Source organism: Fluviicola taffensis DSM 16823 (assembly GCF_943372375.1).
GTDB classification, from domain to species: Bacteria; Bacteroidota; Bacteroidia; order Flavobacteriales_D; family Crocinitomicaceae; genus Fluviicola; species Fluviicola taffensis_A.
The window spans coordinates 202,384-216,408 of record NZ_CALRYJ010000004.1; the positions used below are offsets into that span (position 1 = coordinate 202,384).

13 protein-coding genes are annotated in these 14,025 nt (G+C 37.5%); 8 read left to right on the forward strand and 5 right to left on the reverse strand.

The features are described from left to right. The first annotated feature begins 275 nt into the window (after window positions 1–275). The 6 genes from AAG807_RS08205 (at window position 276) to AAG807_RS08230 (ending at window position 6,451) form a co-directional block, all read left to right on the forward strand. Complete coding sequence (locus AAG807_RS08205; RefSeq protein WP_341902248.1) at window positions 276–2,414, forward strand: AAA family ATPase; 2,139 nt, start codon at window positions 276–278, stop codon at window positions 2,412–2,414. Next, window positions 2,411–3,358 carry a hypothetical protein gene (locus AAG807_RS08210; protein WP_341902250.1) on the forward strand — a complete coding sequence of 316 codons (948 nt, stop codon included), beginning with the start codon at window positions 2,411–2,413 and terminating at the stop codon, window positions 3,356–3,358. The genes AAG807_RS08205 and AAG807_RS08210 overlap by 4 nt, the downstream gene beginning before the upstream one ends. Window positions 3,359–3,361: 3 nt before the next feature. Beyond that, the gene (locus tag AAG807_RS08215) at window positions 3,362–3,877 is read left to right on the forward strand and encodes a hypothetical protein (RefSeq protein ID WP_341902252.1); all 516 of its coding nucleotides are present in this window, start codon (window positions 3,362–3,364) and stop codon (window positions 3,875–3,877) included. 467 nt (window positions 3,878–4,344) lie between these two features. Further along, complete coding sequence (locus AAG807_RS08220; protein ID WP_341902253.1) at window positions 4,345–5,022, forward strand: hypothetical protein; 678 nt, start codon at window positions 4,345–4,347, stop codon at window positions 5,020–5,022. Window positions 5,023–5,223: 201 nt separating this feature from the next. Then, the gene (locus AAG807_RS08225; protein WP_341902254.1) at window positions 5,224–5,790 is read left to right on the forward strand and encodes a hypothetical protein; all 567 of its coding nucleotides are present in this window, start codon (window positions 5,224–5,226) and stop codon (window positions 5,788–5,790) included. A gap of 37 nt (window positions 5,791–5,827) precedes the next feature. After that, window positions 5,828–6,451 (forward strand): hypothetical protein, encoded by a 624-nt coding sequence (locus tag AAG807_RS08230; RefSeq protein ID WP_341902256.1) that lies wholly within the window; start codon window positions 5,828–5,830, stop codon window positions 6,449–6,451. Window positions 6,452–6,473: 22 nt separating this feature from the next. Here AAG807_RS08230 and AAG807_RS08235 read toward each other — a convergent pair whose 3' ends face one another. Further along, window positions 6,474–6,995, reverse strand: coding sequence for a hypothetical protein (locus tag AAG807_RS08235; RefSeq protein ID WP_341902258.1), 522 nt, complete (start codon window positions 6,993–6,995; stop codon window positions 6,474–6,476). A gap of 114 nt (window positions 6,996–7,109) precedes the next feature. Here AAG807_RS08235 and AAG807_RS08240 point away from each other — a divergent pair, with 114 nt between their 5' ends. Continuing rightward, window positions 7,110–7,622: a hypothetical protein gene (locus tag AAG807_RS08240; RefSeq protein WP_341902260.1), complete on the forward strand. Its 513-nt coding sequence runs from the start codon at window positions 7,110–7,112 to the stop codon at window positions 7,620–7,622. A 27-nt stretch (window positions 7,623–7,649) separates the two neighbouring features. Here the strand turns inward: AAG807_RS08240 and AAG807_RS08245 are convergent, their stop codons facing one another. Continuing rightward, on the reverse strand, window positions 7,650–8,597 hold the full coding sequence (locus tag AAG807_RS08245) for a hypothetical protein (RefSeq protein WP_341902262.1): 948 nt from the start codon (window positions 8,595–8,597) through the stop codon (window positions 7,650–7,652). A gap of 62 nt (window positions 8,598–8,659) precedes the next feature. Further along, complete coding sequence (locus tag AAG807_RS08250; RefSeq protein ID WP_341902263.1) at window positions 8,660–9,082, reverse strand: hypothetical protein; 423 nt, start codon at window positions 9,080–9,082, stop codon at window positions 8,660–8,662. 115 nt (window positions 9,083–9,197) lie between these two features. Here AAG807_RS08250 and AAG807_RS08255 point away from each other — a divergent pair, with 115 nt between their 5' ends. Further along, on the forward strand, window positions 9,198–10,910 hold the full coding sequence (locus AAG807_RS08255; RefSeq protein ID WP_341902267.1) for a T9SS type A sorting domain-containing protein: 1,713 nt from the start codon (window positions 9,198–9,200) through the stop codon (window positions 10,908–10,910). Between the two features lie 84 nt (window positions 10,911–10,994). Here the strand turns inward: AAG807_RS08255 and AAG807_RS08260 are convergent, their stop codons facing one another. After that, window positions 10,995–11,918, reverse strand: coding sequence for a hypothetical protein (locus tag AAG807_RS08260; protein WP_341902269.1), 924 nt, complete (start codon window positions 11,916–11,918; stop codon window positions 10,995–10,997). Between the two features lie 218 nt (window positions 11,919–12,136). Next, a complete protein-coding gene (locus AAG807_RS08265; protein WP_341902270.1) occupies window positions 12,137–13,741 on the reverse strand; it encodes a fumarate hydratase in 1,605 nt (534 codons plus the stop codon). Between the last annotated feature and the right edge of the window lie 284 nt (window positions 13,742–14,025).

Genomic DNA, 14,025 nt, shown 5'->3' on the forward strand with positions numbered 1-14,025 from the left:
TGGAAGAACTAAAAATAAAGAATTTCGGTAAACCACATTTACTCCACGTTTAAAATGTGGTAAATACTGAAAATGAGGGAGAATGAATTCATTTTCAACTAAAAACGATTGTGGGTTTGTGGGGAATTTGCATGTTTGTTTTCTACAACTGAAAATATGGAAATTGAAAAACTAGATCTTAACGAAGAAAAATCGTTTTTAAAAATTGAAAATCACTTTGAAGATTCACTAATTATCAACGTAGCTATTAAATTTAATTTTTAATAAGATCGATTATGAGTGAATTTAAATTAATCGCCATTCGCCCACTTCTAGATTGTGATCAAAGATTCAGAAAAAACTTAAAGGAGGGAATGCCCTATAAATTCTACCAAGATTATAAACTGAAAGTCAAGGCAAAAAAAGATGATTTAAACCAAGACTTTAATAAATTAGTTGAATTAACTAAAGAGAATTACTTGGACTATTCATCTTCCGAAATAGAGTTAATCGAAACCCCATCAAACGAATTGAATTTATATTCCGATGAAGATCAATTACAAATCAATATTTCAGCAATCGTTGGTAAAAATGGAAGTGGAAAGAGTTCTCTAATTGAACTGTTCTTTGCATCAGTTTTCAACATTGGAATTCAATGTGAAATCCTATATAACACAGATACAGATCAGTTATTTAGTCAGGATTCCAAACATAAGGATTTAAACGTAGAAATAATCTATAAACTCGATGATAGAATTTACAAGTTAATAGTTTCTGATTCTGTCTCAATCAAAACTTTTAAATCTGATGGGAAAGTAGAGAGTGGAAAATCCCATATTCTCAAAAAAAAGGATGTTAATAAATTATTCTATTCCATTTCTATTAATTATTCTATTTATGGACTAAATAGTTCCGAATTTGGAATGGATTGGATTAGACATCTTTTTCATAAAAATGATGGTTATCAAACACCTTTGGTTATTAATCCAATGCGGATAGATGGAAATATTAGAATTGAAACAGAAAACTATCTTGCAAAGACTCGATTAATTTCTAATTTGATTGATCCCAATCAAGATATATATAATATTGGGGAGGGTAAGATTGTTGATAGTGTTGGGTTCAATCTGAATTATGAAAAAATAAAAATTCTAGACAAATTTCAACCAAATGATTTTCATTTCTCAGATGGACAGATATCAATTGATCAGTTCATTGAAAACAATAAATTAGTTGGAATAGATATTCTTAATGAAGTTTACGAATTTTTTAAAATATCAAAATCAACAAATGCAAAATTTAAAAATGAAGTTGATAAATATCTGGTGAAAAAACTTTATTCCATCTGTAAAACATACGAAGATTATACTCCCTTTTTGGAAGCTCATATTGAAACAAAATCGTATAATGGATTACCCTATATAAGACCACATTTTAAAGATTTTAGTTCTTTATTGGATAAGGTCGAAAAAGATGGAAGCCATATTACACTTAAAATCAAACAAGTTATAAACTATTTAATATTCGAACCACTTAAAGAATCCGAGGAAATAAAATGGGAAAAACAATCAATCACTTTTCCATTAGATAAATTGAAAGTCCGGATAAAAACTATTTTGAAAAAAAATCCAGAGCTTCAAGTAATTGAATTAATTCCACCATCATTATTTTTCTATGATATGACCTTTGAAAAAGAGGGTTTAAGAGATAGTCCGAGTAAATCAACATTCAACTTATTAAGTTCCGGTGAACAACAATATATTCATTCTTTGCAATCGATTATCTACCATGTTATTAATCTCTCTTCTATTTCTAATAAACCTGTTACAAGTAGTAGACAATCATATCACAATATTAATTTAATTCTTGATGAAGTAGAACTTTATTTTCATCCGGAATTTCAGAGAACATTCATTAATAATCTGCATAAAGCATTAAATAAATTGAATCTTAAGAATAAAAAAAATAGTCTTGGAATTAATGCAATAAACATTCTTTTTTCAACCCACTCTCCCTTTATTCTTTCAGACATTCCCGCTTCCAATATTTTAAAATTAATTGAAGGAGTACCGCAACCACAAACAAATCAAACGTTTGCAGCGAACATATATGATATCTTGAAAGATGATTTCTTTTTAAGCAAAGGTGTAATTGGCGAATTTGCCAAGGGAACAATCAATAAAATACTTTTCAAACTTAACAACTTAATTGAACTAAGAGATGAAAAAACCAGGAATTCAGAATTAATTGAATCACAAACAATTGAGTTAGAACAATCAAACACATTAAATATTATTCAACAACTTGGGGATATTATAATAAAAAAGAAAATGTTAGAAATGTATGATTTAGCTATCGGCTCGAAGAATAATCGTAAAGAAATTATAGAACAAGAGATTAATCGTTTACAACAAGAATTAAACAGACTAAAATGATCAATTTATCTTTGAATCGCGATTTAAAAACAATGAGTGAAAACTTCTATAAATTAATAGAATCAGAGCTCGTTAACCGTTTAGATGACCAAAAAACTTATTTTAATTCTTTCCAAACAAAATCTAAGGAACATTTGGGAGACTATCTCGAGAAGAATTTAAAAACTATTATTATTGGTGAACTTGATTTTCTAATTAAAAACATCAAGCCAGAATTAGACGAAATCTTTAAAACTAATTACAAAACAATTGCAAAAAAACCAACTCCTTTTAAATCAAAAATAGACCGTCTCCTTTTCTTTGAAGAGCATGACAAATGGAATGCATATAGTTTTACCCAGCAATTCAAATTGAGTTGCTGTCCCTATTGTAATCGTACTTATATAACTACACTTGGAGAAACAAAAAACAAATTTTTCAGACCAGACATTGACCACTTTTTAGCGAAAAGCAAATATGGCTACCTCCGGTTTTCATTTTTTAATTTGATCCCCAGTTGCGTAATATGCAATCGTAATGCTAAAGGACGAAAAGAAACAAGTTTAACAAAAAATGCTTACCCCTATAAAGAAGGTTTTGGTAACTTGGCAAAGTTTAATTACTTGCCTTCACCTGTTGGTTTGCATACTATTTACTTCGATTTTTTCTGCTCCAAAGCAGAAATTAAAAAATTAAATAGCAATATCGATTTGTTTAAATTAAAAGAACAGTATTCAACTCATTACCTTGAAATAGACCACTTGAAATTTTTACACGATAAATTTAATGATACTTATATTGAAGACTTAATGACAAATTATCCTGGAATTATTAAGGACAAAAAAGAAGCTTATCTTATTGCATTTGGTAAAGAGTATGATTTAATTAATGATGAAAAAAGACCTTTATCCAAATTTACTAGAGATATCGCAGAAAATATGGGCCTTCTAAAATACATGAAATAGTATATGACAAAAGGAAATGTGCATTACTTAGCACTTTATTTCAACGGAGAAATAAAACTTATTGAAGATCTTCATAAAGAACATTGTTTAAACATAGTTCTTTTATTAAAAAGGACTTTTGAAAGTAAAACCGGAGGTAAAGGACATTATTCTTATTTCAAAACAGAGATCATTAATCCAAACATCCATATTGATCCTATTAGTGAACTTATTGTTGGAAAAGTAAAAGTTAAAATTATTAGAGATCAATATTGGGGAGAAGTAAGAATCGGCTATGCTCACAAAAGTATGATAATCGATTTTGAACTCACCGATTTACTTGATAGAAATGACATATTCAAAATTAATTTCAGCAATGAACTAACAGGATTTAACGAATTAACTCAAACTGTAGAAACTATTAATCGAGTTGGTACAATTCAAGGCACTAAAGAAATTCAAGCTATGAAAAAGCATATCACATTACTCGAAGAAAAAATCACCCATTTTAATCAACAAATTAGAACAATAAAAGAATAACTTCATAATACTTATAATTAGTGTTATCCAACAAGTAAGACCATTCTACCCCACAAGTAACGGAAAGACGTCCTACAAGTGGTTGAAAATAACCTACAAATACTTGCGTGTGATCCCACAAATGCTTCCATCCTACCCCACAACCAACCAAAGACAACTCAACAAATAAACATAGACCACCCAGCAAGCACCTATTTGCGAACCCACAAGTAAACCTAACTCACCCACTAAGTACTATCAAGCAACCCCACAAGTAAGAGCATCCCACCCCACAACCACCTTTGAATCACCCCACAACCACCTCCGAAAACTCAAAATACTCGCTCATCCAAACCGCCCCTTTGAAAAAAAACAGCACCACTTCGCTCAACAAAACCCCGGTTTTAACGCCCGTTAACAACTGAACTACAGTGCTTTGGCACGGAATTTTAATGCGCTTTTTCAATATTCACATAAATGGAATAGCCATGAAAAAGACCACATTAAGCCACCTGGCGATGTATCAGAATGTACTCGCAGTGGTAAAGGATCATCAAAGCACCTGGAGCGGGGTTTCAGGAATGGTAAGTGCAGTAGACCAGTTTGAAAACTCACTGAACCTGCTCAGCAGCAAACTGAACATCCAAAATACTCTTACGCAAGGGATTTGGAAAGACAAGGAAGTTTACATGAAAGAACTCATCGAAAGCATGAGCATCCTCAAAAAAGGATTGTTCCTCCTGGCAACTCAGACAGACAATCGCATCCTGCTCGAACGCAACCGGGAATCGCTCACCAAACTCAAAAGCATGGGAGCCGAACGTTTGAAAATTGCGAGTATCGCACTCCTCGAAGATGTTAACGACTACGAAAGTTCCTTAGCAACAGTGGGAATCGATGCACCCCGCATTCAGGACTTCCGCGACAAGGTAGCATTACTCGAAGAACGCAAGAACTCCGTACGACAAGCGATCATTGAACGCACCATCGAAACCAAAAGCATCCGTGAGCTGGAAAAACGACTGAATGAATTGCTCATAGGTCAGCTAGACCGGTTCATCAGCTTCTTCCAAACCACAAACAGTGCATTCGTTGCGAGCTACAAAGCCGCACGAAGGATTATCGGGAATGGCGGAGGCAGCAAGAATAACCTGACCAAATCGTGAGTTAGGGATTATTAACCGAACGGAAAGGATCGTCCATAAAAGATGATCCTTTTTTCATTTAAATAATCATCCTTTCCCTTCAAATAATCACCAAAATACAGCACTTAATCAAAGCCGATTTTCTTTAAGATATTTTGGCAAAACACTGGATGCAACAATCTGAAATCCAATTACATTCGATCTGTATTTAAACCTTAAAAAATGACTGAAAACACAGGGAATGTTGAAAACATGATTTCCAGCATAACGGATTCTTTGATTCAAAACAAAGCACTTGAAATAAGTGAAACAGAAAACACGAAAAAATTAAATTTATGGATTATCGGGCTTTCGACTGGAGTGGAAATGTTCATGCTAAACAAAATTTCATATTCGGAAACATACGGTTTTGAAACTTTCCTATTCATTGTAGCCGGAGCTTTCTTTATGTACAATGCCTTTACAGGACTCTATATGAACAAGACAATAGTAACTGTCAATAACATCGACATAGCAGATCAACGCAAATTGATCTATCAAAAAATGATGATGATTGGTTTATTAAAATCAAATAGTAATTCAAATTACGCCCAGGAAATGTTAGATGACTTTCATTCTGGTGAGATGACATTGAAAATGACTAATTTAAATTACTTCTCATCTATGAAAAAGGAAGGTGAAATAATTCTCCGAGTTGCTAAAAACTTAAATAGTTTATCAGAAAAATATACAACCATTGCATTGATTATTCAATTTTCAGCAACTATTATCTTATTCTTTATAAATTAACCAACCACCACACATTCAAATTTAAAAATCAGAAATCATGTCACTCCTTAGCGACTTTGAAAATGCCAAATTTTCCACAAAAACAATTCTATTGTTTTACGTGTTAATCATGCCATTGTTTTTCATCAGTATCTATCTATTCAAACCAGACATGATCTGGTTGATACAAGGAAATCCCCTTGTAAATCTACACTTCTACTTTTTGGTTTCGGTGTGTTTGGTACTTAGTACTTTGTGGCTTTCGATGATCTATGTTCTTTCAGATTATACTATCAAGCATTTGAAAATCATAGAAGATGATAAGACCAAACAATTGAAACGAGAAGCAATTTCTAAATCATTGAATGAACTAAGAAAAGGAGATAATGAAGCTAAATTGAATGAAATGACGAAGATTATTGCAATGAGTTTACAGGAAAAACTGAATAAAAAATTCAAACCACCTCAACCAAAATTTTCTTCTAATTCCAATGAGCATTATCGGATCACACTTATCTACTCTATTCTCTATTTATCCGCAGCTATCGCTATCAATCACTTTTGGCTAAATTGGAAAATTCAATATTTTTTAGTCTGCCTTCCTCTCTTCGTTATTTTTCGAATTGTTTTTGTGAAATTGCGGCTCAACCAAAAAAGCAACCGTTCGGATCCTGTTAAGTAAACTTTCCAGCAATTCAATAATACTAAAACACCCGCCCCGTCCCCTCTCTCTTCATCCGTCTTTTCACTTCTATTGGAGATCCCGACATTTGTTTAACACCTTGAGAAAAAAGAGTCGTCAGATCCGAATACAAAAAAGTCAATCCCTCGGCTGATATGAAATAAGCATCTGTACCGTTATTCCGGAAATAATACGCTGTACCTCCTTTAAACCAATAACGGTACACCTCCGTCCATTCATCGGGGCGGATAATCAGCTTGTAATCCTTCTTTCGAAACAGAATACTGTATTTCCGAAGCGGTTTTCTGAACTCCAGTTCTCCCTTATGATAGGTTACCCGGATATACGAAAAAAGTATCCACTCATAGATCAAATAGAAAAGAACGATCCCGATAATTAACAAGACCTGATTTGTCGGATTGCGGACAAATCCGGAAATAAATCCGATAGGAAATATCAGGAAAAGGAGTGCGTAATATCCAATCATCCTGGCATTGTTCCATACCCACACTTTATTATCATTGACCCAGTCAGGTTCTTTCATCCGGTAAAAATAAACGAATAATATTCGTCTAAAACGAAAAAAGCATCCTCAGATATTCTCTTAGAAGTGTCCAAATAACTAATTTCAGCTAAAATTCTATTAGAATCCCAAATAATGAGTGAAAAGCTACATCTTACCAATCATGTTCCATATTCTTTCATGCTCATAGTTACCGGCATATTTCCAGTTACATGCGTAATCGTTTTGTTCGTTGCCGGTTTGGAAACTATGTGGTTAACCGTACCTTTTTTTCTTGCTTCGTTGATCTTTTATCATGATTTGATTACAGACCATTTCATAGTTATTGAAATAGAAAACCAGGTTATCACCATTAAAAAGCCATTACTCAAATACCATCTTTGGAAGAAGAAAAGAAATTCCGAGTTAGTGATCATTCCAGATAATTGGGACGAATTATCAATCGGGTTCATGAAAAACACAAGATTCTACTATTTTAAGAAAGAAAATGAAATCACTTACTTTTTCTATGCCATTGGATTGGAAACTTTTGAAAAGGTTATCCGTAAGTATTTCAGTAATAAAAAGGTCTGTATCTATGCTAATGCAAAGCCAATTGATGAGCTTGACAAACTAAAAAAAAGAAATCCGGACAGCATATTGAATTGAAAAACACCATTTCCATCCTGTAAGAAACTAATACTCCTCCAACCTCAGCGGTATCAAAAAATAAACACTAAACTGATGCCTATTGATCCGGTTCCCGAAAACATCCGGACCAAAACGGATCGCGTACTCGTAAGAAAAATTCACCCAAGGTATTCCGGGGTTCATACCGATTCGGGGTTTCAGGCAAAAGGAACCCTGCGTGAAATCCGTGTAATAGACAGCGCTCAAACCCAGATTCACATAGCGCGTCGTAATCTGGAAACCGATCTTGGGTCCTAGAATAAACGCGTTCTTGCGCCAAAGGAAATTGAACTCCGCTCCGTAAACCGGTCCACGGATCCATCCGGGTTCGGTATACCTGCTAAAAAGACTAGTAGGAACTTCTTCATAACGGGCATTACTGAACAAGATTTCACCATACGGACGATTTCCCTGGTAAAAATTGGCGTAGATAAAATACGACTTCCAATCCGTCATGAATTCCGTGAACCCTTCTCCCCGATGTTCTTTATTGAAAGCTTTATGTTTCGCTTTTAAAATAGAATCAATCGTTGCTTCGTCAGGTAGTTCCGGGATTGTGAATGAAACAGAATCCGATTTAAAAACGACCGGCATCCGATTAACATATTCCCCATAGTATTTAAACATTTTGACCGAAAACCGAATATAAACCAGGGTGTCTATGAATTTTCCATCATAATCCGATCTCATATCACAACGAACGATCTCGCCTCCTGATTTCAAAAAATGGAACTGACAACCATGGTGTATGTCTGAATACCCCGGATAGTCCACTGTAAGTTCGTAGTCGTATTTCTTGAAATCCAACTGTACAGGAATCTGGATATACAGGGAACGAGTCTTGTGTTGAGCAAAGCCATCAAAGGAATGCAGGAACATCCAGAGGAAACAAAGTAATAAGCCGATTCGGTTTTTCACGGTTCTAAAATAATCTTTCTTTATGATCCACTGCATTTATTTTTAACCACGAGGAGCACGAGTTTTTTTTCGAAGAGGGTAAGAAATTTCACCACATATCATTTCATCTCTTTTTTGCGCTCAATCATTTTAAAAATAGAAGCAAACAAGATCACCACCATGCTTCCCAACCAAAGCCAATAACCAATCCTGATCTGAGTCAGATACCCATAATGAAGCGAACCTAATACCAATAAAATCTTGCCTCCTTTCAAAAAACACAATGCTGTCAGGATGGCAAAAGCAGCAAAGAAAACACTCGTAACGGGGAACTTCTTCGTGGTGCAAAGCGCAATGATAAAAAACGGATTAGCGAACCAAGATAGTACTGCTCCGTTTTCAGAGAAAGCTTCCATCCAACCCAAGACAAACATAAACAGCCCTTGACCAAACTCAGCAGGTCCTTGTGATGTTCCGTAAACCGGTAAAAAGCAAGCCAGTACAAACAAACTCAAAGAACTGATCCAAAGGTATTTTTTCATCGTGTCGGTTTCTTCAAATATAAAGATTGAACGAATACCCAACCGAATTGCGTAGATAAAAAACAGCACGGCATGATTATTGCACAATTCGCATCAAAATCTAACATAAATCCTTATGAAAAAATCGTTACACATTCTATTTTTGCTGACTTTTCAGATCGGCACCACCATTGCTCAAACTCCCGAATTCGAATGGGTTCACACCCACGGATCAACCTTAGACGACATGGGCGGAGCAATTACCACAGATGCACAGAACAACGTATACATTAGCGGCTATTTTACCGGGGATGTCGATTTCGATCCCGGAGCAGGTATAACAACCCTCTCTTCCGGTTCGAGTAGTATTGGATTTATCCAAAAAATGAACGCCAACGGAGACCTGGTCTGGGCAAAACCATTCCCTCAAGGCGGATATTCAAGTATTGGATCCATTGTGACAGATCAGTCGGGGAACCTCATCCTTGCAGGATTTTTTTCTGGAAATTTGACCTTTTCGACAAGCAATGGCACGCAAACGATTGAATCCATAGGGTATCAGGATGCTTTTATTGCGAAAATGGATGGAAGCGGAAACTTTGTTTGGGTTAAATCTTTCGGCTATGTCAACCAGGATGATGCTATTTCCAAGATTCAGCTGGATGAAGTGGGAAATATCTATTCAACCGGTTATTTTTATGGTACTTGCGATTTCGATCCGGGACCGGGAACAGCTAATCTCTCTTCTGCCGGAGGAAGCATGGATATTTTCGTGCAGAAATTAACTGCGGCAGGAGATTATATCTGGGCAAAAAAGATCGGGGCAGGCGGATTTGATATGGGACTTGCTCTGGATGTTAAAGGAAGTACCATCGCACTAACTGGCTGGTTCCAAAACAATGTAGACTTTGATCCTTCACCAACGACCTACAGCATCATCAATACCCAGGGATATGGAGATATTTATTTGCTTTCGCTGACTACCGACGGAGATTTTAATTGGGTAAAAAGCTTTGGTTCTTCCATGGGAGATAAGGGGATTGATGTAGCCATTGCGAACAACGGACAAATTTACCTGACAGGGACATTTGATGCAGTAATTGACCTGGATCCGGGAACAGGAACCAGCCTGTTCACTCCTGTTAATAGCAGTGCTTTTTTTGTTCTTCAACTAACTGATTCAGGTGATTTGAACTGGGCAAAAGCATTTACCGGAGCAAATTGGCAAGGAAGTAATGCTCTGGCACTTCATCCAACAAACGGAGTAGTCATTGCTGCGGGTTTTAGCGGAACATGTGATTTTGATCCGGGAAATGGTGTCAGTAATCTAACCGCAGTGGGAGGAGGTGATGCAGCCTTGGTTTACCTGGATCAGAATGGAAATTACATCTGGGCAGGTTCCTATGGCAATAACGATCCAAACACTTTATTGGGGGATGGTGTACCTGATATCAGTATAGACAACCTGGGAAATTTTTATGCTACCGGCTTCTTTTATGATACCGTTGATTTTGATTGCGGTACCGGCATAGCAGAAGCTGTTACGGCCGGATCTTATGATATTTACATTCTAAAATTGAATTCCAGTACCCTATCTGTGAGCGAAAATGCGTTAAATGACTTCAAACTCTACCCGAATCCGGCAAATGAACAGCTTTCTATTTCGGTAACAGGTCTGAATAACTGTCACGTAACAATCTGCAATTCGCTCGGGACAATCGTATTGGAAAAAGACATATCGGATGCAGAAACTCAGTTGGATATCCGCTCCCTTTCGGCTGGAAGCTACGTGGTTCAACTGACCAACGAATTGGATTCATCCTACCAAACGTTTGTGAAGATCAATTGATTTATTTGATCAAAGTAGAAAAGGATTATCCGTAAAAAGGTGATCCTTTTTTTGGGGGATCGAAACAAGTAATCCTCTCCCCTCTTAAGATGTCTCCAACACCTTCTTCAATGACCGCAACAAATTCTGTTCAAAGTCATTCACGATCGAAGTGCTCCACATCTTCCCGTAAAACGGAATATTGGAATGAATGAAGTAAGATGTTGTTAGCTTTAAAACTGTCCGTCCATCATCCAGGCGCTTCAGTTCATAGCCGATATACCGGAACTCCAGGCTCTTGTTTTTCAAGACGTGCTCAACTGTCGGGCTGACGTTCAACCTGGATTTATCCACATCAATCGCGAAGCTGAGTTTCCGGTTCGTTTTGCGCTCAATCACTGATTCATGCAATACAATCCCGTTTTCAAAATACCCCAAACGCGTATTGGTCTTCGGATTATAAGTGGAGTGTGTTGGTTGCGGAACTCCGAATGCATGCAGGTTGCCCGGAGTATTCACCTTTCTCAGATCAGGAACAGCAAACAGGTTCTTCCAAACCACGGAATCCGATTGATTGATGATGATCTCGTTACTGATCCGATGCTCAGTCGTGTATTTTGGAAGTTGTTTTTCGACCATTCCTAAAACAAGCGGAATTGATAAGACCGACCAGGCGTTCTTCTTAACATCCTCTTTTTTCTCTCTTGTAAGGATATATAAACCCACACTAACCAGTATCGAAAACGCGATATACGGCGCCCCGATTATGATCAGGCAAACCAAGTCTTCCAGTTTTGTGATGACCGCGATGATCAGAAACACCAAAACAGAGATCAATGGAAATAAAACCGCTTTCCACCAGCTTCTGCGGTATCCTTCCCCTGAAAAATAAAAGGGTATAAATCCGAGTGCCATGGGTGCGATGATCAAAAAGGAAATGGAGTTGATCTCAATAATATCCCAACCTCCCAACAATCGAATAACGAGCGCATAAACTGCTGAAAGAAGAATCCCGAGGTATTGTTTCATGTCATTTAGGTTTCTTCAAATATACGCATCGAATTTAATTAACCACCAGGTACACGAAGAGCACAAAGTTGTTATTTGATAAAAAGTAAAAAGGGACTATCCGTTAAAAGACAATCCCTTTTCTATATCTAATTAAAACCTTTTCCTCGTGTGCTTTGTGCTCCTCGTGGTTCCCTTTGCGCCTTGGCGTCCTTTGCGGTTAAAGCTATGTGGTTGTATCAAAGATTCGCGAAGAAATCATTCCCTTTATCGTCCGTAATGATAAACGCCGGGAAATCCTTAATGGTAATCTTTCTTACTGCTTCCATTCCCATTTCTTCAAAGTCAACGACCTCTACTGAAAGGATGTTCTCTTTCGCCAGGATTGCAGCCGGACCACCGATCGATCCCAAATAGAATCCACCGTATTTGTTACAGGCATTCGTTACGTCTTTCGAGCGGTTTCCTTTTGCCAACATGATCATGCTTCCTCCCATACTTTGGAACAAGTCCACGTAGGAATCCATGCGACCTGCCGTTGTAGGACCGAAACTTCCCGAAGCCATCCCTTCCGGAGTTTTCGCAGGACCGGCATAATACACCGGGTGATTCTTGAAATAATCCGGCATTGGTTCACCTGCATCCAGCATTTCTTTGATACGTGCATGAGCTGCGTCGCGGGCAACGATCAAGGTTCCGTTCAGTTTCAAACGTGTCTTGATCGGATATTTCGACAATTCAGCCAATACTTCAGCCATTGGCTTGTCCAAATCGATCGTTACAGGCGGTTCCAAATGTGGAGGAACTTCAGGCAACAAACGACGTGGATTTTTCTCCAATTGCTCTACGAACAACCCGTCCTTGGTGATCTTCGCTTTGATGTTCCGGTCTGCCGAACAAGAAACCCCCAATCCAACCGGACAAGAAGCAGCATGACGTGGAAGACGGATCACGCGGACATCGTGTGTGAAGTATTTTCCTCCGAACTGAGCACCGATTGTACTTTCCTGGCAAATCTTATGAATGCGTTTCTCCCACTCGATATCACGGAAAGCCTGACCTCCCATGTTTCCTTCTGTAGGAAGATGATCGTAATATCCTGCCGATGCTTTTTTCACAGCAGCCAGGTTCGCTTCTGCAGATGTTCCTCCCACCACGAACGCCAAGTGATACGGCGGACAAGCAGAAGTACCCAAATCTTTTATTTTCTCTTTGATGAACTCCTCCAGCGAAGCATCGTTCAACAAGGATTTCGTTTTCTGATACAAAAAGGTTTTGTTGGCTGAACCTCCACCTTTCGCTAAAAACAGGAATTCATACTTCGACCCTTGGTTCGCATAAATATCGATCTGAGCAGGAAGATTGGAACCGGAATTCTTCTCTTCAAACATGTCCAAAGCAACGATCTGGGAATAACGCAAGTTCTTTTCCTGGTAGGTATTGAAAATTCCTTTGGAAAGGTATTCGGCATCATTCGCACCGGTGTAGACACCCTCTCCTTTTTTACCGACCACAATCGCAGTTCCGGTATCCTGACAGGATGGAAGCTGACCTTCCGCAGCGACGGTTGCATTTTGCAATAAGTTGTAAGCCACAAACCGGTCGTTATCCGTTGCTTCCGGATCATCCAGAATAGCACGCAATTTTTCCAAGTGAGAAGTTCTCAGATAAAAGGATACATCACTCAATGCCTCCTGTGCTAAAAACTCCAACCCTTTCGGATCGATATTCAACACTTCCCTGTCCCCGATTTTCTCAACGGTTACATAGTCAGAAGAAACTTTGCGGTATTCAGTCGTGTCCTTTTGGATCGGATACGGTTCCTGGTAAAAAAAGTCAGCCATAATTTTGTTTTTGCAAGTGCAAAATTAATGAAAAAGCGTTTTTCTCAACTCAAAGGAGTAATTCATAATGAAGATAAATAGTAAATAGCACAAGTCCTCCCCCTTTATCCCCCTCCGAAGGGGGAGATTTTAAAACACCTCTTAAAAGACAATTGTATTTCAAAATTAATTTACACCTACCAGAAGAATCTTTCAAGTCGAAGACCGATTTGGTTTCCCCCTTCGGAGGGGGACTAAGGGGGAGGAAGAAGGAGGAAAGTTTTCTGCTAAACAATTTCTCCACC